This window comes from Kribbella sp. NPDC006257, assembly GCF_040613535.1.
Classification (GTDB): Bacteria; Actinomycetota; Actinomycetes; order Propionibacteriales; family Kribbellaceae; genus Kribbella.
This window is the reverse complement of the sequence record NZ_JBEXSJ010000001.1, coordinates 23,513-43,104: the sequence shown is the minus strand read 5'-3', so window position 1 is coordinate 43,104 and position 19,592 is coordinate 23,513. Positions and strand designations below refer to the sequence as shown.

20 protein-coding genes are annotated in these 19,592 nt (G+C 67.3%); 6 read left to right on the top strand and 14 right to left on the bottom strand.

What is annotated here, in order from left to right:
- The first annotated feature begins 8 nt into the window (after positions 1-8).
- On the top strand, positions 9-776 hold the full coding sequence (locus ABZ004_RS00245) for a class I SAM-dependent methyltransferase (protein WP_355677554.1): 768 nt from the start codon (positions 9-11) through the stop codon (positions 774-776).
- Here the strand turns inward: ABZ004_RS00245 and ABZ004_RS00240 are convergent.
- The 3 genes from ABZ004_RS00240 to ABZ004_RS00230 all read right to left on the bottom strand — a co-directional run bounded on the left by ABZ004_RS00240 (position 773) and on the right by ABZ004_RS00230 (position 4,703).
- Complete coding sequence (locus tag ABZ004_RS00240; protein WP_355677553.1) at positions 773-1,501, bottom strand: SDR family oxidoreductase; 729 nt, start codon at positions 1,499-1,501, stop codon at positions 773-775. The two genes, ABZ004_RS00245 and ABZ004_RS00240, sit on opposite strands and share 4 nt — an antisense overlap.
- A gap of 84 nt (positions 1,502-1,585) precedes the next feature.
- Positions 1,586-3,016 (bottom strand): GuaB1 family IMP dehydrogenase-related protein, encoded by a 1,431-nt coding sequence (locus tag ABZ004_RS00235; RefSeq protein WP_355677552.1) that lies wholly within the window; start codon positions 3,014-3,016, stop codon positions 1,586-1,588.
- A 46-nt stretch (positions 3,017-3,062) separates the two neighbouring features.
- Positions 3,063-4,703, bottom strand: coding sequence for a phospholipase D-like domain-containing protein (locus ABZ004_RS00230; RefSeq protein ID WP_355677551.1), 1,641 nt, complete (start codon positions 4,701-4,703; stop codon positions 3,063-3,065).
- Between the two features lie 121 nt (positions 4,704-4,824).
- Here ABZ004_RS00230 and ABZ004_RS00225 point away from each other — a divergent pair, with 121 nt between their 5' ends.
- Entirely contained in the window at positions 4,825-5,292 is a 468-nt protein-coding gene (locus ABZ004_RS00225) for a GNAT family N-acetyltransferase (protein ID WP_355677550.1), read from the top strand.
- On the opposite strand, the gene ABZ004_RS00220 is transcribed toward ABZ004_RS00225, so the two are convergent.
- From ABZ004_RS00220 to ABZ004_RS00200, 5 genes are all read right to left on the bottom strand, one after another.
- Positions 5,289-5,669 (bottom strand): VOC family protein, encoded by a 381-nt coding sequence (locus ABZ004_RS00220; RefSeq protein ID WP_355677549.1) that lies wholly within the window; start codon positions 5,667-5,669, stop codon positions 5,289-5,291. The two genes, ABZ004_RS00225 and ABZ004_RS00220, sit on opposite strands and share 4 nt — an antisense overlap.
- A 92-nt stretch (positions 5,670-5,761) precedes the next feature.
- On the bottom strand, positions 5,762-6,106 hold the full coding sequence (locus ABZ004_RS00215) for a VOC family protein (protein ID WP_355677548.1): 345 nt from the start codon (positions 6,104-6,106) through the stop codon (positions 5,762-5,764).
- Complete coding sequence (pip, locus tag ABZ004_RS00210) at positions 6,103-7,017, bottom strand: prolyl aminopeptidase (protein ID WP_355677547.1); 915 nt, start codon at positions 7,015-7,017, stop codon at positions 6,103-6,105. The genes ABZ004_RS00215 and pip overlap by 4 nt, the downstream gene beginning before the upstream one ends.
- On the bottom strand, positions 7,010-7,540 hold the full coding sequence (locus ABZ004_RS00205; RefSeq protein ID WP_355677546.1) for a phosphoribosyltransferase family protein: 531 nt from the start codon (positions 7,538-7,540) through the stop codon (positions 7,010-7,012). Before ABZ004_RS00205 ends, pip begins: the two co-directional genes overlap by 8 nt.
- A gap of 57 nt (positions 7,541-7,597) precedes the next feature.
- Positions 7,598-8,113, bottom strand: coding sequence for a cysteine dioxygenase family protein (locus ABZ004_RS00200; RefSeq protein WP_355677545.1), 516 nt, complete (start codon positions 8,111-8,113; stop codon positions 7,598-7,600).
- A 74-nt stretch (positions 8,114-8,187) separates the two neighbouring features.
- Here ABZ004_RS00200 and ABZ004_RS00195 point away from each other — a divergent pair, with 74 nt between their 5' ends.
- A complete protein-coding gene (locus tag ABZ004_RS00195; protein WP_355677544.1) occupies positions 8,188-9,069 on the top strand; it encodes a LysR family transcriptional regulator in 882 nt (293 codons plus the stop codon).
- Between the two features lie 27 nt (positions 9,070-9,096).
- On the opposite strand, the gene ABZ004_RS00190 is transcribed toward ABZ004_RS00195, so the two are convergent.
- On the bottom strand, positions 9,097-9,477 hold the full coding sequence (locus ABZ004_RS00190) for a DoxX family protein (protein ID WP_355677543.1): 381 nt from the start codon (positions 9,475-9,477) through the stop codon (positions 9,097-9,099).
- A gap of 80 nt (positions 9,478-9,557) precedes the next feature.
- On the opposite strand from ABZ004_RS00190, the gene ABZ004_RS00185 reads away from it, so the two are divergent.
- A complete protein-coding gene (locus ABZ004_RS00185) occupies positions 9,558-10,415 on the top strand; it encodes a sigma-70 family RNA polymerase sigma factor (protein ID WP_355677542.1) in 858 nt (285 codons plus the stop codon).
- A 10-nt stretch (positions 10,416-10,425) separates the two neighbouring features.
- Here ABZ004_RS00185 and ABZ004_RS00180 read toward each other — a convergent pair whose 3' ends face one another.
- On the bottom strand, positions 10,426-10,827 hold the full coding sequence (locus ABZ004_RS00180; protein WP_355677541.1) for a hypothetical protein: 402 nt from the start codon (positions 10,825-10,827) through the stop codon (positions 10,426-10,428).
- A gap of 139 nt (positions 10,828-10,966) precedes the next feature.
- Here ABZ004_RS00180 and ABZ004_RS00175 point away from each other — a divergent pair, with 139 nt between their 5' ends.
- Entirely contained in the window at positions 10,967-11,461 is a 495-nt protein-coding gene (locus ABZ004_RS00175) for an HAD domain-containing protein (RefSeq protein ID WP_355677540.1), read from the top strand.
- Positions 11,462-11,696: 235 nt separating this feature from the next.
- Here the strand turns inward: ABZ004_RS00175 and ABZ004_RS00170 are convergent, their stop codons facing one another.
- Together ABZ004_RS00170 and ABZ004_RS00165 are read right to left on the bottom strand one after the other, a co-directional pair.
- Positions 11,697-11,954 (bottom strand): hypothetical protein, encoded by a 258-nt coding sequence (locus ABZ004_RS00170; RefSeq protein ID WP_355677539.1) that lies wholly within the window; start codon positions 11,952-11,954, stop codon positions 11,697-11,699.
- 191 nt (positions 11,955-12,145) lie between these two features.
- On the bottom strand, positions 12,146-14,152 hold the full coding sequence (locus ABZ004_RS00165; RefSeq protein WP_355677538.1) for a DUF222 domain-containing protein: 2,007 nt from the start codon (positions 14,150-14,152) through the stop codon (positions 12,146-12,148).
- Between the two features lie 644 nt (positions 14,153-14,796).
- On the opposite strand from ABZ004_RS00165, the gene ABZ004_RS00160 reads away from it, so the two are divergent.
- Positions 14,797-18,024: a BTAD domain-containing putative transcriptional regulator gene (locus tag ABZ004_RS00160; protein ID WP_355677537.1), complete on the top strand. Its 3,228-nt coding sequence runs from the start codon at positions 14,797-14,799 to the stop codon at positions 18,022-18,024.
- Here ABZ004_RS00160 and ABZ004_RS00155 read toward each other — a convergent pair.
- Together ABZ004_RS00155 and ABZ004_RS00150 are read right to left on the bottom strand one after the other, a co-directional pair.
- Complete coding sequence (locus ABZ004_RS00155; protein ID WP_355677536.1) at positions 18,017-18,778, bottom strand: ABC transporter permease; 762 nt, start codon at positions 18,776-18,778, stop codon at positions 18,017-18,019. The two genes, ABZ004_RS00160 and ABZ004_RS00155, sit on opposite strands and share 8 nt — an antisense overlap.
- A complete protein-coding gene (locus ABZ004_RS00150; protein WP_355677535.1) occupies positions 18,775-19,548 on the bottom strand; it encodes an ATP-binding cassette domain-containing protein in 774 nt (257 codons plus the stop codon). The genes ABZ004_RS00155 and ABZ004_RS00150 overlap by 4 nt, the downstream gene beginning before the upstream one ends.
- Between the last annotated feature and the right edge of the window lie 44 nt (positions 19,549-19,592).

The window sequence follows — 19,592 nt, the reverse complement described above, 5'->3', positions numbered from 1 at the left end:
TTAGCGAGATGAAACCTTCGGCGCATGCTGTGAGTCAGTACGCGGAGACGACCGGTAATCTGGTGGCGCGGATCGCGTTGCACAGCTATGGGACCAATCCGCAGGACTGGTTCGCGTGGCTGGAGGAGCGGTTGCCGCTGCGGGGTGATGTGCTCGAGGTCGGGGCGGGGACCGGGAAGTTGTGGTCGCAGATCGATCATGTGGCGCGGGGTCTGCGGCTGACGCTGGTCGACTTCTCGCCCGCGATGTGCGCCGAGCTGCGCAAGATCCCAGCCGCCGTGGTCCACGAGGCCAGCGCGCTGGAGCTGCCCTTCGAGGACGCGAGCTTCGACACGCTGATCGCGAACCACATGCTGTACCACGTGGACGACCCCGCGCTCGCCCTGCGTGAGTTCGCCCGCGTACTACGCCCTGGCGGGAAGCTGGCCGTCGCGGTCAACGGCGGCACCCACATGGCCGAACTCTTCGCGCTCGCCCCGGTCATCGGCCACCCCGAACTCGCCCGTGGCCTGACCATGAACGACTTCACCGCCGAGGCCGGCCCCGGCTACCTGGCGCGCTACTTCACCGACGTCGAGTCCGAGCGCTACCCGTCCGACCTGGCCGTCCCCACCGCCGAGCCGATCATCGCCTACCTGGCCAGCCTCGTCGGCGCTCCACTCACCCCGGACCAGGAGGCCGCCGCCCGCGCCGTCGTCCAGCCGGTCATAGATGCCAACGGCAACTACCCGATCCGCAAGCACACCGTCCTCCTCACCGCGACCCGCCCGGCCTAGCCAGCGAGGTAGTCCTCCCAGGTGCGGTTGCCGATGGTGGCGCCGGTGAGGGTGAGGTTGTCGCCGTTGCGATACGCCCGCCCGACCTTGCCCGGCAGGCGAATCGGCAGTTTCGGGCGACGCTTTCCCTGCAGACTGTCGACCAGCTGGCGTACGTCGTACACGCTCGGGCCGGCGATATCCGGTACGGCGCCGGCCGGGTCTCCGAGCGCCAGTTCGACGATGCGATCCGCGACGTCACGCTCGTCGACCGGCTGGAAGCGCAGCCCGCCCGGCACCGGCACGATCGGAAGCCCGGCCAGTTTGCGCGCGACCGTGAGGGTGAGGCTGTTGAACTGGGCGGCTCGCAGGATCGTCCACGGCACCCCGGATTCGCGGATGGCCTGCTCGGCGCCGGCCTTCTCCCGGAAGTAGCTGATCGGCATCTTGTCGGCGCCGATCACGGAGATGTGCACGAGATGCCGTACGCCGGCCGCCGCGTTCGCCAGGTTCTTCGCGGCGAGCGCGTCGCCCTTCGCCCCACCGGCCAGGTGCACCACGATGTCGGCACCGTCGAGGTCGATCTCGTTCTTCAGCAGATCCCCTCGGACGTGCGAGATCCCTTCGCCCGAAGCACCACCACGCCGGGTCAGCACGCGGACGGCGTACCCGGCGGCCGTCAACTGCGGCACCACGAGCTTGCCCAGCGTCCCGGTCCCACCGGTCACCAGAATCGTTGCGGTCATGTCGTTCACTCCAGTCGCTCGCTGTTTCCGTCTTCTGCTTCTTCGACGGATCCAGCGAGGCGGCTGTGACAGCTGTGGCTCAGCTCACCAACTGGTGTTGAGCGGCTTGCCTTCGGAGTAGCCGGCTGCGGACTGGATGCCGACGACGGCGTTCTGGTGGAACTCCTCCAGGGTGGTCGCGCCGACGTACGTGCAGGAACTGCGGACGCCGGAGACGATCGAGTCGAGCAGATCCTCGACGCTCGGGCGCTCCGGGTCGAGGTACATCCGGGCGGTCGAGATGCCTTCGCCGAAGAAGCTCTTCCGGGCGCGCTGGAAGGGCGTGTCCTCCGCCGTCCGGAGCTTGACCGCGCGGGCCGACGCCATCCCGAAGCTCTCCTTGTAGATCCGGCCGTCGCTGTCGCGGTGCGAATCGCCGGGCGACTCGTACGTCCCGGCGAACCACGAGCCGATCATCACGCTCGACGCACCGGCGGCCAGGGCGAGCGCGACGTCGCGCGGATGCCGGACTCCCCCGTCGGCCCAGACGTGCTTGCCGAGTTCACGGGCTCTGGTTGCACACTCGAGGACAGCGGAGAACTGCGGGCGACCGACGGCGGTCTGCATCCGGGTCGTACACATCGCACCCGGTCCGACTCCGACCTTGACAATGTCCGCGCCGGCTTCGACGAGATCGCTGACGCCCTCAGCGGTGACCACGTTGCCCGCGACAACCGGCACCTGAGGGTCGAGCGCGCGGACGGTGCGTAGTACGTCGATCATCCGCTCTTGATGACCGTGCGCGGTGTCGATGACCAGGACGTCGATTCCCGCGTCCAGCAAGGCTTTCGCCTTCTGCTCGGCGTCGCCGTTGATACCGATCGCGGCCGCGACCCGAAGGTTGCCGGAGGCGTCGACTGCCGGGTCGTAGAGGGTCGCGCGGAGGGCTCGCTGGCGGGTCAGGATACCGACGATGCTGCCGTCGCCGTCGACCACCGGAGCGAGCCGGTGCCGGCCGTCGTGCAGTTGGTTGAAGGCGTCCTCGGCAGCGATCCCGGCCGGCAGCGTCAGGAGTTCGCGGGACATGATCGATCCGAGCTGGGTGTAGCGGTCGACGCCCTCACAGTCGGCGTCGGTGACGACCCCGACCGCGCGGCCGTTGTCGACCACGATCACGGCGCCGTGGCCGCGCTTGGGCAGCAGGTTCAGCGCCTCCCCGACGGTGTCGGTCGGCTTCACGACCAGCGGGGTGTCGTAGATGGTGTGCCGCTGCTTGATCCAGGAGACCACCTCGGTCACCACCTCGACCGGGATGTCCTGCGGGATCACCGCCAGCCCGCCACACCGGGCGATCGTCTCGGCCATCCGGCGGCCGGAGACCGCGGTCATGTTCGCCGCGACGATCGGGATCGACGCACCGGTCCCGTCGTTGGTCGACAGGTCCACGTCGAGGCGCGACGAGACCGCCGACCTGTTCGGTACCAGGAAGACGTCGTTGAAGGTCAGATCCTGAATCCGCTCACCAAGAAACCGCACGCCGAACTCCTCACCCGTTGGAGGGCTCACACGGTACCCGTCTGAACTAGTGAAACAGGAGCCGTTGGCGGTAACTGGGAGTGGTCTTGTCGTAGTAGCGGCCGACCCAGCTGTCGTCGGGACTCAGGTAGGCGGTGGCGTCCGCGGCGTTGAACTTCTGCACCAGGTAGCGGAAGTAGAAGTGGTTGAAGACCCGCATGAACTCACCGAGATAAATGTCCGCGACCCGGCTGTCACCCTGGATGATCAGCATGTTCTCGTCGTTCTCGTGCACCGACGGGTCGCTGAAGTTGCCCGATCCGGAGATCACCAGCGGCTGGGGGCCGAGCGGATCGATCAGCATGAACTTGGTGTGCGTGTACTGCACCCGTGGATTGAGCCCGGTCAGTTGTTCCTTCGTCCAGCGGTCGAGAATCGCCGTCCGGAGGAAGGATCCGACCGCGACCTTCACGTCGTGATCGGTCTCGAAGCGGACCCCGCCCGCGCCCTGCGGCTTCTCGAGAACGAAGTACCGCATCACGTCCGACTCGGGCGCGACTGCGGCGGCGATCTTGTCGTGCACCCCGAAGGCGGCTGTCATGAAGAAGGACTTCTTCGCCTTGGCCGCCTCCCCGGCGTACCAGTCGATCAGGTCCAGCGTCGTGCGGGGGCTGAAGATCGGCGCGACGCCGGCCGGTGGCGGGATCGACGGCGTCGGGGTCGCCTCGGTGTCGGCAGGCCGGAGCCGGTCGTACTGCGGGTCGACGGCGATCCGTTGCCAGTAGTCGAAGTACTGGCTCGCGATGCCGGCGTCGCGGACCAGATGGCCGACGTTCGACTGGCCGAAGACGCCACCCCAGGTGATGTTGGTCGACCCGGTCCAGACCTCCTGCGGTACGTCGTTGTGCAGCAGCACGAAGAACTTGTTGTGCGCGATCGCGCTGTTGGTCTTCCGCGGGATCATCACGTCCTCGAGCCCGGCTGCCTCGATCGCCGGTTCGCTCTCCTGCCAGACCTTCTTGCGATCGGGATCGTCGCTGGGCTTGCCGCGCCGGTCGTAGACGATCTTCACGTCCACTCCACGCTCCGCGGCCTCCTTGAGCGCTTCGAGCACCGGCGGATAGGTGAACTCGTAAACCGCGCCCCTGAGCGCGAATCCCGGCCCGGTCGCCTTGTTGATATAGGCAAGCAACGCTTCTTCGAGACCTCTGGACAGCCAGTCGTACGCCGGATCGCTGCGGTCACCTTTGCGCGGCGGCCGGCCGAACTTCTGCGCATACGCCTGGCTGCCCGCGACACCGCGGTTGAAGTGGATGGCGTGCCTGCCGACGTCGACCGACTCGGTCGTCACCTTCACGGTCACGTCCTGGCGGATTTCGAGATTCTTGGGCTTCCCGTACAGCCCGACCACGCGGTACTTGTACTCCCGGCCGGGCTTCGCCGTGTAGTCGCCCCAGAGGAAGCTCTGCAGCGGGTGCTCCCGCAGACTCACCGAGGTCCCCGGCGGGATCCCGGCGGAGGTCTCCTGGAAGACCTTCATCCCGCGCAACCAGTAGCGCTCGTTCTCGACGGGATCGAACCGCTGGATCGCGAACCCCAGCAAGCCTTTGGTCTTCGCCTTCGGAATGTCCAGCCCGAGCAGCACCACATAGGTACCCGCGATCGCGTGCACCTTCAGCCCACCCGCAACTCCCCCACGACTACGCATGACTCCCCCACCCCCCTTGGCGACCTTACGGTCAGTCACCACCCACTTCAGACGGTACTGCGCGCGGCCGGGCGAAGCGAGAGGCTGAGATACTCGGGCTCAAGAACAAGGAAAGGAAGGGGTGTGGCTTGTGGAGACCTCCGTACTACGTCCTGCCATGGCTGGGGACGTCGACAAGCTGGCCGAACTGCGGGCTGTGGTGATGCGCCCCGATCTCGAGCGACTCGGCCGGTACGACGAGCACCGGGTACGCCAGCGGCTGCGGGATTCCTTTTCCACGGAGTACACGTCTGTCATCGAGATCGACGGAGAGCTGGCCGGCTGCATCACTGTGCGTCCGGCCGATGACGGGCTGTTACTGGAGCACTTCTACCTCGCGCTCGAACACCAGGGGCGGGGTCTGGGGTCGGCTGTGCTGGAACGGACGTTGGCGCAGAGCGACGCGGAAGACATGGCGGTTCGGCTGAATGTCTTGCAGGGCAGCCTTGCGCGACGGCTCTACGAGCGGCACGGGTTCGTGCTGGAGCACGAGGATCCGGTCGATGTGTTCATGGTGCGCCTACCTCGGAGTACGGGCTCTGGCGGTTAGGGCCAGGTGACGCCCTTGTTGCGGCAGAGGCAGAAGGGGTGGCCGACCGGGTCGGTGTAGACCTGCCAGCCGTAGCCCTCGGGGCCGATGAAGTTCTTCTGCAGTGTCGCGCCGAGCTCGACGACGCGCTGCTGCTCGGGCTCGAACTGGTCGACCTCGAAGTCGAGGTGGTACTGCTTCGGGTGCTCGTCGCTGGGCCAGGTCGGCGGGCGATACGCCTCCACCCGCTGGAAGGCCAGGTCGATCTCGCCGAAGCTGATGCTCGCCCAGTGCTCGTTGCTGCGCTCAGCGACCTCTGTGCCGGTCACCGCGGCGTAGAAGGCCGCCAGCTCCATCGTGTCCGGGCAATCGATGATGAAGTCGGTGAATTTCAGCATCCGCCGATCGTGCCACACCGCCGGGCCGGGACGCAGCCGGAATTCGCCGCCGCCAGGCGGTGGGAGCCGCCGTCGGGCGGTGGGAGCCGCCGTCAGGCGGTGGGGTTGCCGCCGTACGCGAACTCGTTGCCGTCGGGGTCCTGGTAGGTGATCTTGGTGACGCCGTTGTCGTAGGTCTCGCGGTTGGCCGGCTCGATCCCGCGTTCTCTCATACCGTCGATCACCGGTTTCAGGTCCTCCACGAACACCAGCTGCAAGGCGTTCCCGGCGCGCTCCGGCGATTCGATGATGTAGACGTACCGATGCTCGGCAACCTCCCAGACCGCCTCGATCTCATTGGGCAGGAAGCTCGGCGGTTTCCCGAAGAACCGCTCGTACCACGCCACCGCGGCCTTGTACTCACGCACCGGAATCCCTGCGAACAAGTCAACCGTCATGTCGCCATCCTTTTCAGTACTGCGCGCATCTGGTCGTTCATCGCCGGACTCCCCTTGTGCCCAGCATCATCGAACACAACCAGCTCACCGTCTCGCCAGCGCTTGGCGAACTCCCAGGCACCGTCGAGCGGACAACTCAAATCATGCTTGCCCTGCAGAATCACGCCCGGGATTCCTTGGAGCTTATCCGCGTTGCGAAGCAACTCACCGTCTTCCAGCCAGCCGTTGTTGGCGGCGTAATGCGCACAGATCCGAGCGAATGCGATCAATGCATCCGAGGCCCGATCGCTGTACGGAGCGGGTTTTCCGTTGGGCTCCAGTGAAAGCACAGTGTCTTCCCATCTGGTCCACTCGATTGCCGCTTTCGCGCGCACCTCCGCGTCCGCATCCTCCAAGCGCTCTCTGAACGCCACAACAGGATCCGGTACGCCGTTGCTGAACCGCTCCCATTCCGCCGGAAAGATCCGCGCGACCCCACCGCGGTACAGCCAGTCGATCTCCCGCCGCCCCATCAACCAGAACGCAAGCAGCACCAACTCGGAAACCCGCTCAGGATGCCGTTCGGCGTACGCGACCGACAACGTCGACCCCCAAGACCCGCCGAACACCAACCACTTCTCGATCCCCAGATGCTCCCGCAACAACTCCATGTCCCCGACCAGGTGCTCGGTCGTATTAACCGTCAAGTCCGCGCCCGGCTCACTAGCGTGCGGCGTACTGAGCCCACACCCCCGCTGATCGAACAACACCACCCGATACCGCTGCAGATCAAACGCCTTCACCGTCCCCGAAGGCCGCCCCGCCCCAGGCCCCCCATGCACGATGACAGAAGGCTTCCCGTCCGGATTCCCCCACACCTCCCAAGCCACCCGATTGCCATCGCCAACGTCCAACAGCCCACTCTCAGTCATCCGGAAGCTCCTCTCCCGAAACCAGCGAATGAACCTTCGCCAACCCCGCCCTGGATCCATCCGGCAACTCGTCGACCACAACGGCGCATCCGACCAACTCCGCGCCTGCTCGCTCGATCAACGCCTGCACGGCCGACGCCTGGCTACCGGTCTCGATCCAGTCATCCACCAGCAACACCCGATCGCCCGCCGCGATCGACGCCCGCTGGATCCGCAACGTCTGCCTGATCCCCCGATAGTCCGGCGCCGTCTCGCCAACCAACTTCTCCCCCGGAAACATCCCACCGGCCTTCCGCACCGGCACGAACCCAACTCCCAACTCAACGGCAGCCGCCCCGCCCAGGAGAAATCCCCGAGACTCGATCCCGCACACCGCCGTCACGCCCATCCCCCGGAACGGCTCCACCAGTCCTCGAACGACCGCCTTCAACGTCGGCCCATCCCGAAACACAGGCCACAGATCCGCATGCCCGCCCACCCATCTGAACCGCTCCAACACCACGCCCCGCACAGAGTCCGTCACCCCCCGATCCTCACCTACCACCCATCTTCCAGCGACCGAATTCCCGCAGTGCGGGGATCAGTTGTAGAAGCGGCGGGCGCTGGAGCCGATGCGGGTGACGTCGGTGCCGTAGATGTGGATGGAGATGGCGGTGGAGTCGCCGGTGTTGTGGACGCGGTGGATGTCGCCGGGTGGGGCGAAGCCGCTGACGTCGCCGGTGTGGTTGTCGCTGCGGCCGAGGAGGTTGAGGTCGGCGTCGTACAGCTCCTCGTGTTCGGTGCCCTGGATGACGCCGAAGACGCACCACGTCACGTGGTCGTGGATTCGGGTCAGCTGCCCGGGGCGCCACACGAGCGCGATGATCGAGAAGGAGCCGTGTGGATCGACGTACAGGGTGTGGCTCATGTACTTGTCGGGCGATCCGAGTCGCTGTTCGGCAGTCAGTACGTCGGGCGTCGGCAGGTGCCGGCGGAGTTGCTCGGCGACGAGGTCGGCGGTGCCTGACCAGTCGGTGGGGACGGCGACCGCAGTACGGACGCCGTCGATGAGGTCGGTGAGTTCGCCGGTCGGAAGAAGCTGCTCTGAGATCGTCATATTGCTAGCGTGCGACCGGGCGATTCATATGTCTAATGCCATGTTTGATGCTGATCAATAGATACCATCGATATATGCTCGACGTCACCAGGCTCCGCGTCATCGAGGCCCTCGCCCGGCTCGGATCGGTCACGGCCGCAGCGAAGGAGCTGCATTACTCGCAGCCGACGGTCAGTCATCACCTTGCGCGGCTCGAGGCCGAGACCGGCGCGCAGTTGCTGCAGCGCGTCGGACGCGGGGTACGGCTGACCCAGGCCGGGCAGCTGCTCGCCGATCGCGCGGCCGAGATCATCGGCCGGGTCGACGCCGCCGATGCCGAGCTGGCTGCCCATGTGGGGCTGACCGCCGGTCGGGTACGCCTGGCAGGGTTCTCGACCGCGATCGGATCCTTCGTCACCCGGGCGGTGGCGACGCTCGCGGCCGATCAACCGGGCCTCCGGGTCGAGCTCACCGACAGCCACCCGATCGAGGCGCTGGACCTGCTGCGGGCCGGCAAGATCGAGGTCGCGATCATCTTCCGGTACGACGAGAGCGAACCCGAGCCGCTCGGCGTCCGCCTGCATCATCTGCTCGACGACCCGATCTACCTGCTGACCACCCGGCGTACGAAAGGCCTTGCGTCGTTGCGCGACGCGACCTGGATCGCCGGCTGCGAACGCTGCAGCAGCCATCTCCTGTCGGTGTGCGACGGCGAAGGTTTCGTCCCCGACATCCGGTACACGACCGACGACATGGTCGTCATGCAGGAGCTGGTCGCGGCCGGCCTCGGTGTCACGACCATCCCCGGCCTCGCCCTGCAGGAGCATCGCGCGGAGAGGATCATCGCCACGCCGCTGCCGGGATCGCATCGCCACATCTATGCCGCCACGTACGGCGAACCGCCGGATCCGCCTGCCACCGCGGCGCTGCTCGCCGCGTTGACCAAGGCGGCGGACAGCTTCGCCCGACCTCGGTGAGGAACGGGTGTCGCTCGATCACGGTGATCAGTTGAAGGCCTGGGGGCCGAAGCGGCCGATGGCGACGAAGGCGATCAGGGCGAGGTAGGTCAGGTTCAGCAGCGCGTGCATCGACTCGTGGCGGCGGGAGGTGACGATCGCGGCGCCGGTCATGATGGTGGCCAGACCGATCGCGGCCAGCGGGACCAGGATCGGCGCGATGTCGAGCGCTGCCGGTACGATCAGGCCGATGGCGCCGATGATCTCCACCGCTCCTAGCACCTTGATGAAGCGGGGGCTGAAGTCGTTCACCCAGCCGCCGCCGGGCGCCTTCGCCAGCTTCTCCCGCGGGATGAACAGCTTGTTGCCTCCGGCCAGTAGGAAGACCGCGGCCAGCACGCCGGCGATGATCCACAGCGCGAGATTCATGAGTTTCTCCTCCTCTGTTACCTCGGCCCGTCCGGGCCCGTCATCACCCATGACGGGCCTCGCCGGTGGGAGGTAACAACGTGGACGAAGTCGCAGCAGCCTTCGAGGAACAGCGTGGACGCCTGGTAGCGGTCGCCTACCGGATGCTCGGCTCGCAGGCGGACGCGGAGGACGCCGTACAGGAAGCGTGGCTGCGTCTTGCCCGGCAGGATGCCGACACGATCGACAATCTCGCGGGCTGGCTGACGACCGTGGTGGGGCGGGTGTGTCTTGACGTACTACGGACGCGCAAAGCCCGGCCACAAGCGTCGTACGAGGATCAGCTGCCCGAGTTCGTCGTGACCGAGGACAACGACGTCGCGAATGACGCTGTGCTCGCCGATTCGGTCGGGCTCGCGTTGCTCGTCGTGCTCGAATCGCTCGGGCCGTCCGAGCGGCTGGCGTTCGTGCTGCACGACCTGTTCGCGGTGCCGTTCGACGAGATCGGTCAGATCATAGGCAAGTCGACCGACGCGACCAAGATGCTCGCCAGTCGGGCGCGCCGGAAGGTGCAGGGGTCGGCGACCCCGACCGATGAACGCCGGCAACAGCGTGCGGTCGTCGATGCTTTCCTGGCGGCGGCCCGGCAGGGTGATTTCGAAGGTCTCCTGCAGGTGCTCGACCCGGACGTCGTTCAGCGCACCCACACCCCGCGTGGCATGACCGTCCGCCTCGGCGCCACTGAGGTGGCGACCCGGATCCAGCGCGGTGCCAACGCCAACCTCAAGACCCGCCGCGTCCTCGTCAACGGCAACCCCGGCATCGCCGCCTGGACCGCCACCGGCCAACCGCTCAGCGTCATGTCCTGCACCGTCACCAACGGCCGAATCAGCGAAATGGTCTCCATCACCGACCCCGCCCACCTGGCCACCCTCAACCTCCCACCCGCCCCCGAGTAGCCGCGCCGGCTCAGTTCCTGATGACGACCATGAGCAAGCCGATGAACAGCGCGATCGCAGCCAGGACGCCACCGACCACAGCCATCGGTTTGCCGCGACGGCGTCCGGTGCAACCGACGATCGCGAGGGCGAGTCCGGGCAGCGCGAAGGGGAAGGATGTGTACTGGCGGATGCCGTCCAGGTTGATCGGCAGCAGCGGAACCACGCACCCGACAAGTCCGAAGACCAACGCGGCGGCAGCCACCGCGAACCCCTTGGCCGGCTCCACCGGAGGCGGCCCACCAGGCCATCCCCGCCCATGCGGATCGGTCCACGGCTGGTGCGGATAAGGCTGCGGCGGATAGGGCTGCGGCGGATAAGGCTGCGGCGGCGCCGGGTGGACGTTCGGTTCGGGCGGCGGACCATAGCTCATGAGCACTCCACTGGCAGATCGGATGCTGCCCCACTCTCTATCAGCCCACTGGGTCCACCTGTCGACGAGCCGCAGGAGAAGTTCCGGGTGGATGGGAGCGGGCGCAATCGGCTGTTCAGCGGGCGGCTATCGTGCAGGCGTGGCCGGCCGCACGCTCCTGTTCCTCGACGTCGACGGCCCACTGATCCCCTTCGGCGCGACGTCCCAGCCGTACCCGACATACGAAAGTCACCTGCCGACCGGCTCGAATCCGCTGCTGAGCAGAATCAACCCGGCGTACGGCGCACGCTTGGCCGCTCTCGGCTGCGAACTGATCTGGGCGACGAGCTGGATGGCGGACGCGAACGACACCATCTGCCCCCTTCTCGGCCTGCCGGACTTGCCGGTAGTGATCTGGCCAGGCCCATCCGCCACGGATAAGCAGGACGAGCGCGCCGGCCTGCATTGGAAGACACGCCCCCTTGTCGACTGGGCAGCCGGCCGCCCCTTCATCTGGCTCGACGACGAACTCACCGCAACCGACCGCACCTGGGTAGCAACACATCACCCCGGAGAAGCTCTTCTGCATCCCGTCGACCCCCGCCACGGCCTCACCGACCCGGACTTCCTTGCCCTGCACAACTGGCTCAGCTAGACACTCCAACAGCCCGACTGACTCCACAGCCCGATGCCGCACAGCAACTCCGGCAACCACGACGCAGTTTCTGCACCATGAACCCCAGGCGAACCAGCCCGCCGGCACACCACAACGTCCCCCAAACCACCGACCCTCCCCAGCCCGCCGGCACACCACAACGCCCCCCAAACCACCGACCCTCCCCAGCCCGCCGGCACACCACAACGTCCCCCAAACCACCGACGCTCTCAACTCATGAGCCGCCAGAGCGCACAGCCGCCACCGACCGGGGCACGATCCACAGACCAGGGAACAACGCCGGGCGATCGGGCAATCCAGGTGTATGTGGATCACGATGCTGGTGCAGCACCGAGGCACGGCGCGCGCCGTCATCGCGGACCGCGCCAGGGCGCGCGTCGTCATCGCGGACCTCGAGCTGCGGATCCGTCGGGGCACCGCGCTCACCGTCCGGCTGGGTCTGAACGGCAACGAGCTTCCTTGTCGCTGTCACAGGTCAACGCGACCTGCGCCGGCGTGTGGAGGTAGTCGAAGCGCACACCGACCCGCCCACCGCGGCCCAGTTCGTCGCGCTGGGTTTCCAGGCCGCGCGACCGGGGACACCCGGCTGGGGATGGCCGCCTGCGACGGTCGTGGTGGTTGTGTCGAGCCCGGTCTACGCGACCCGGGGTGGGCCGGGCGTGGTTAGCCGGTGTCTTGGGTTTCGGGGGCCCACGGGTCGAAGTCGGCAGGCTTGAGTGTTGCGAGTGGTGGTGGGTCGCCGACCATCGGAAAGGCGCGGATGGGGCGGAGGGTTTGGTCGGGTGGATCTTCGCCCCAGTACGGGGCGTTTCCGACTCCGAAGCCAACTTGCCTGGCTTGTCCCTGCGCGGTTTCGCCTCGCAGAGCAGGAGACCGGCCGCCGGCGCGCGGCGCGACAGGAGATGCGCCGCTGGTCGCGGACGTGGCGGCCCAGGCGGGCTGCGAGGTGGTGGGTCCACCCGACCGAGAAGTGTTGACACCACTAGACCCGGAGATGGTGGATCCGCCGGAGGCGGAATCAGCGGATCGGTCGAAGCCGAACGCAGTAGATCCACCGGCGCGGGAGCTGTCAGGTGAGCTGGTGCCAGACGTGGTGGACCTGGAGGCGCCGGATCTGGCAGCCGTGCCGATTCCGGTGCTGCCGGTTCCGGTGCCGGTTCCGGTGGTGCCGGTTCCGGTGCTGCCGGTTCCGGTGCCGGTTCCGGTGCTGCCGGTTCCGGTGGTGCCGGTTCCGGTGCCGGTTCCGGTCGTGCCGGTTCCGGTGGTGCGGGTTCCGGTGCTGGGCGTGGTGGGGCCGCTGGTGCTGGGCGTGGTCCCGGTGTGGGAGGTGGTGGTTGCGCCGGTGCGGGGTGTGGTGAACCAGGCCCTGCGGCCGGTACTGCGGGGTGGGTCGGCCCAGGACGGTCTGGTGACGTGGACCTTGCCCTTGGTAATGGTGATCGTGTAATGGCCGTGGTGAACAGCGGTGTGATGAACACCGCACAGGAACACCAAGTTTTCGACCGACGTCGGGCCGCCGTCGATCCAATGCACCACATGATGGGCGTGGGAATACCTCGGCGGCATACCGCACACGACGCAGCCTTTGTCGCGGCGGGCCAGGACACGCCACATCGCTTTGGTGACGTACCGCTGACCGCGGCCGACGTCGAGGGGTTCGGATTCGGACCCGAGGACGACCGGGATGACTTCGGCGTCGCAGGCCAGCCGGCGCACCGCGGCGGCCGACAGGCGGTCACCGAAATGGAGGTCGCCGGTGGCGTCACGACCTTTGGATTTCAGGTCGTCGTAGTCGATGGTGATGGTGATGTGGGGCTTGATCCCGCCGTGGCCGGGGAGCTCACCCGCCGCCGCAGCGATCGCCAAGGTGTCGGACAGGGCGTCGGCTTGGCGCTTCTCGAGGGTGCGGGGGTCGCGTTCACCGTCGAGGGCCGGGCGGGGCTTCGCGGCGGCCTCGATCGACGTCTTGAACAGTGCAGCATTCTCCGCAGCCAAGAACCCGGAGAACTTCACGCCATGATCCGCGTTCGTGATCCGCAACGCTTCACGCTGCCGGGCGGCGTCCTCGGCCGGCTCCGAGCCGTCGGTGTCCAGAACGTCACGGACTCGTTTGCCGAGTTTCCTCAGGTCCCACGGGGACAGGTTCCGAGCCGCTTTCACCATCTGGTCCTCGGCGGCCTGCAAGTCCTCGACAGGCACCATCGCCGCAGCCGGGACCGCCTCCAACGCAGCCACGATCGCTTCGGCCTGACTCGGGTGCAGCAACACCGGCAATACATCACCAGACACGACTTCAGCCGGCAAGGTGTCAGCGGGCAGGGGTTCGCCGGTGTCGTCGGTGACGTCCGCGTACTGGACCGCTGGGTCGGGGCCGGGTGGGGCGTAGACGTCGGGGAGGGCGGCGGACACGGCCGGGTACTTGGGCAGCGCCAAGGCCAGTTTGAGGTCACGTTGGGTTTCGGGTGGGTTGAGGCGGTGTCTCGACGCGACGAACCCGGCGGTGGATTGGCCGCTGACTTGCTTGGTTTGACCGGTTTCGTCCAGACGGGCAAGGACTTCCAGGCGGTAGGTCTGCAGGACCGACATCTCGGCGTGCAACGCGTCGAGAGTGGCGAGTGCTTCCTCGCCACTCAACATATACGCCGGACGCGGCGCCTCCAAGAGGTCCATGCCGACAACACTAGACCCCGCCACCGACAGTTTCTGAATCCCAGAACCCCTTGTGGACAAGGGATTAGCGAGCATCAGTATTCGGCCAAGTTATGCACAGGATCGCGTAGCTTGTGGACGGGCGATGAATGTTGCCTTCAGCATCCAAACAGCGGCCGAAGGGTCGCGGCTATCTGGAGTCCCGCCGGATCCGACAAGCCCCAACCTCCGGAGGCTCCGATGACGAGTGCTCGACGCAGGCTGCTGCTCGCCGTGGCCCGGTCACGACGCGACGGCCGACGCGAGCCGCCGACGCAGGCCACCAACGCGGGGGGACCGACGTGGGGTCACCGACGCGGGGTCACCGGCCTGGGCGACCGCCGTGGCGAGTTTCACGCTGGTTGGCGCCGTTCACGGACCTCGCAGGCCCGTGCGAGCGGTGGGGTGATCGTGCACATCTTCGGTGCCGCGCTGCTCATCTCACGGGGAACGCCACCGTCATCGTGGTCAGGCGCAGCCTGCTGGTGGTCTGGTGACAGCCCAGCCGAAGCAGCGGCCGAAGCAGCAGGAGACAGTTGGTCGAGGGGACCCGGCGTCGCCAGGTGAGGTCGAGGGAGGACGAGCTGTGGCGTACGTAGTACTGGGGGCGTGGCAAAATCAAGCTCGTGCTGATCGGGATGCTGGGGCCGTTCGAAGTTCGCACGGGTGACGGCGTCCTTGCTGAGGTGCCGGGTGCCCGGTTGCGTGCGTTGCTGATTGCGCTTGCCCTCGAGCCGGGCCGGGTAGTCAGCAAGGCGGCGTTGATCGACTGGATCTGGGGTGAGCACCCGCCCGCCGACGCGTCGAATGCCCTGCAGCGGTTGGCCTCCCGGCTGCGGAAGGCGTTGCAGACCGACGCGCTCGAAGGGCAGCCCGGCGGCTACCGGCTGAAGATCTCCCCGGACGCCGTGGACGCGCTGCGGTTCGAGAGCCTGGTCACCGAAGCCCGCGCTGCCGTCGACACCGCGCAGAAGCTGAGTCTGCTGCGCGAGGCCCTCGCACTGTGGCGAGGAGCAGCAATGCAGGACGTCGGGCTGGAGGACAGCGAGGCGTACGACGCCGCCGTGACCCGCCTCGAAGGGCTGCGCCTGACAGCACTGGAGGACCGCTACGAGGCGGAGGTCAGCGCCGAACTGATCCCAGAGCTGACCGATCTCGTCGCCACCTACCCCATCCGGGAACGCCTAGCAGCAGCCCTGATGCGTGCTCTGGCGACCGCCGGCCGCGATTCCGAAGCACTCCTCGTCTACGAGCGCACCAGAGAAGCCCTGGCCGACGCTCTAGGCGTCGACCCCTCCACCGAACTCTCGGCCCTCCACGTCGCCCTCCTCCGAGGCGAGATAGCGCAGAACCACAAGAGCAACATCCGCGCCGAACTGACCAGCTTCGTCGGCCGCGACGCGGACCTGAACACCTTGAAAAACCTCGTCGCCGAACACCGCCTGACGACCGTGATCGGCCCCGGTGGCTCCGGAAAGACCAGGCTCGCGACCGAGGCTGCCCGCACGATGCTCGCCGACTGGCGCGACGGCGTCTGGCTGGTCGAGCTCGCCCCGAGCAGCGCCGACGAGGACGTAGTGCAAGCCGCACTCACCGGCCTCGGCCTCCGCGATGCCTTACTCGGTACTGCGACCAGCAACGACCCGCTCGACGGATTGATCACCGCCATCCGCGACCGCGAAGCCCTGCTGATCCTCGACAACTGCGAGCACGTGATCGAGGCAGCAGCGAAGTTCGCCGATCGCGTACTCGGTGAATGCCGGCGCGTACGCATCCTCGCCACGAGCAGAGAACCCCTCGGCATCACCGGCGAGGCACTCTGGCAGCTCGAGCCACTCGCCGTGCCGAGCGAGACCCGCAGGATCGCCGTGCCGGGCTACCCCCTCGGGATCGCGGTGCCGGGCGACACGCGAAGGATCGAGGTGCCGGGCGACGCCCGCGCGATCACCGTGCCGAACGACGCCCAGAAGATCGCCGACTCCCCCGCGGTCCGGCTGCTGCGCGACCGGGCGAGCGCCGTACGGAAAGATCTCGGCCTCGACGAACACACGCTGACGACGATGGCGCGGATCTGCCGTGCGCTGGACGGGATGCCGCTGGCGATCGAGCTCGCCGCCGCCCGGCTGCGCACGATGACGCTCGAGCAACTCGCCAACCGGCTCGACGACCGGTTCCGCCTGCTGACCAGCGGGAGCCGGACGGCGTTGCCCCGGCACAAGACGCTGCGCGCGGTCGTCGACTGGAGCTGGGAATTGCTCACCGACGCAGAGAAGTCCGTACTACGGCGCCTGTCGGTCTTTTCCGGTGGAGCGAGCCTGGAAGCCGCTGAGCGGGTGTGTTCGGGCGACGACGTCGACCAGGATCAAGTGCTCGAACTGCTCACCTCGCTCGCCGAGAAGTCCCTGCTGGTCACATCGGCCGATGGCGCCCCGCGGTACCGGATGCTCACCACGATCAAGGAGTACGCCGCCGGCAAGCTCGCCGAAGCGGGCGAGTCGGAGCTCACCCGGCAGGCACACCTGGCCTACTTCATCGAGCTCACCGAGACCGCCGAGCCGCACCTGCGCCGCGCCGAGCAGCTCTATTGGGGCGCCCTGCTCGAGGCGGACCACGACAACATCAGTGCCGCCCTGCGCGGTGCGATCGCTGCCGGCGAGACCGAACCGGCGATGCGGCTCGCGGCCGCCGCCGGCTGGTACTGGTTCCTCGGTGGCCGGCGGACCGAGGGGCTCGAACTGCTGATCGCGGCCGCCGAACTCCCCGGCGAGGTGAGCGACCACGTCCGGGCGATGACGTACGGGCTGGTGGTGCTCTATGTGACGTCCGGTCACGGCGACGAGAACCTGGGCGCCGAATGGATCCACAAGGCCTATCAGCTCGCCGAGTCAGGTGGAAGCGACAATCCGCTGCTGGAGTTCGCGATCGCACTGGAACGCCTGCTGCAGGGACCGGACCAGGCGGTGTCCGCGTTCGCGCCGCTGCACAACAGCTCCGACCCCTGGGTCCGTGCGATCGCCCGGTGGCAGACCGCCAAGATGCGGATCATTTTCGGCCGGGCCGACCGGGCCGACGATCTGCGGGCCGAGCTGGAGCAGGCGCTCGCGCAGTTCCGGGCCATCGGGGAACGTTTCGGGATCTATGTGGTGCTGCCCGAACTGGCCAGCTTCATTGCCCAGCGCGGTGATCTCGCCGGCGCGTGCGAGTACCTCGAGCAGGCGGCCACGGTCCTCGGCGAACTCGGAGCGGTCGAGGACGTCATCGAAGTACGGACCCAGCAAGCCGTCCTGTACTGGCTCGACGGTGATCGCGACGCCAGCGCGGCGGCCATCGCCGCGGCCGAGCGGGTTGCCGAGGGAGTCACCTGGCCGTACGCCCTGGTCAGCCTGGCGCTGGCCAAGGCCGAGCTGGCCCGCTTCGGCGGCGACGCCGAGGAGGCTCGCCGCCAGCTCGACCTGGCGACCACCTTGCTGGGTGACGTCGCCGAGCAGCCGAACCTGCGGGCGTCGTTCCACAACCTGCGTGGCTACCTGACCGACGATCTCGAGGAATCCCGGCGTCATCGCGCGGCTGCTGTGGAGGCGGCAGAGCAGCTGACTGCTGCGTCCGTGACGGCCCGGATCATCGTCGGGGTTGCAGACCTGGCGGTTCGGCGTGGCGACTACGACCAGGCAACACGGTTGCTCGCGGCAAGCATCGTCGTACGGGGAGTGCCGGATCACTCGCACCCGGACGCTGTCCGGATCGAACGGGAAGCGCGGCATCAGCTCGGCGAAGAACGCTTCGCCGAGCTGACGCGGGAGGGTAGCGAGACGGACTGGTCCGAGCTGGTCGGGACCACGCTCGCGGTCAGCTGATCTTGCGCCGGTAGGCCCTCATCGCCAGCACGTAGAAGACCACCAGGATGCCGACGCACCAGGCCAGCGCGACCCAGATGTCGCTGTTGACCGGCCGCTGGGCGAACAGGTCCTGGATCGTGTTGACGATCGAGGTGACCGGCTGGTGCTCGGCGAACCAGCGCACCGGACCCGGCATGGTGCTCGTCGGGACGAAGGCGGAGCTGACGAACGGCAGGAAGATCAGCGGGTAGGAGAATCCGGCGGCGCCGTCGATGGACTTGGCCGACAGACCGGCCAGCACCGCCATCCAGGTCAGCGCGAGCGTGAACAGCACCAGGATGCCGGCCACCGCCAACCAGGCCAGCGGGCTTGCCGACGTACGGAATCCCATCAGCAGACCGACCAACACGATGATCACGACGGTGAGGACGTTGGCGACCAGCGAGGTCAGCACGTGCGCCCACAGCACGGCCGAGCGGGTGATCGGCATCGAGTGGAACCGCTCGAAGATGCCGCTCTTCAGGTCGGTGAACAACCGGACCGCGGTGTAGGCGATACCAGAGGCGATCGCCATCAGCATGATGCCCGGCAGCAGGTAGTTGACGTACTTCACGCCGCCGGTGTCGATGGCGCCACCGAAGACGTAGACGAACAGCAGCAGCATGGCGATCGGGGTGATCGCGGTGGTGATGATGGTGTCGACGCTGCGGAAGATGTGCCGCATCGAGCGGCCGGTCAGGTTGGCGGTGTCGGCGAAGAAATAGGTGCTCATGCTCGGACCTCCTTGTTCCCCACCAGGGCGAGGAAGATGTCTTCCAGGGACGGTTGCTTCTCCACGTACTCGACCTTCGCCGGCGGGAGGAGTTTCTTCAGATCGGCCAGCGTTCCGTTGGCGATGATCCGGCCCTGGTGCAGGATTGCGATGGCGTCGGCGAGCTGCTCGGCCTCGTCCAGGTACTGCGTGGTGAGCAGCACCGTGGTGCCTTGGTGGGCGAGATCCTTGACGACCTGCCACACCTCCAGCCGCGCCTCCGGGTCGAGCCCGGTGGTCGGTTCGTCGAGGAAGACCACCTTCGGGTCGCCGATCAGGCTCATCGCGATGTCGAGCCGGCGACGCATACCGCCGGAGTACGTCGCGACCTTCCGCGCGCCCGCTTCGGTGAGGCTGAACCGCTCGAGCAGCTGGTCGGCGATCTGGCCGTGGTTCTTCAGGTGCCGCAGCTTGGCCACCAGCGCCAGGTTCTCCCGGCCGGTGAGGATCTCGTCGACCGCGGCGAACTGGCCGGTCAGGCTGATCGACTCGCGGACCTTGACCGGATCCGTCGCGACGTCGAAGCCGTGCACGGTCGCCGTCCCGGCATCCGGCTTCAGCAGGGTGGACAGGATCCGCACGATCGTCGTCTTCCCGGCGCCGTTGGAGCCGAGCAGGGCGAAGATGGAGCCCGGTGCCACCTCGAAGTCGACGCCCCGTAGTACGTGCAAGTCCTGATAGGACTTCTCGATGTTCTGCAGCCGAATCGCCGGCAGTTCTGTACTGGTCATGCGCTCAGCTTCGCGACCACCCTTGACACGCCCCTGACACGACC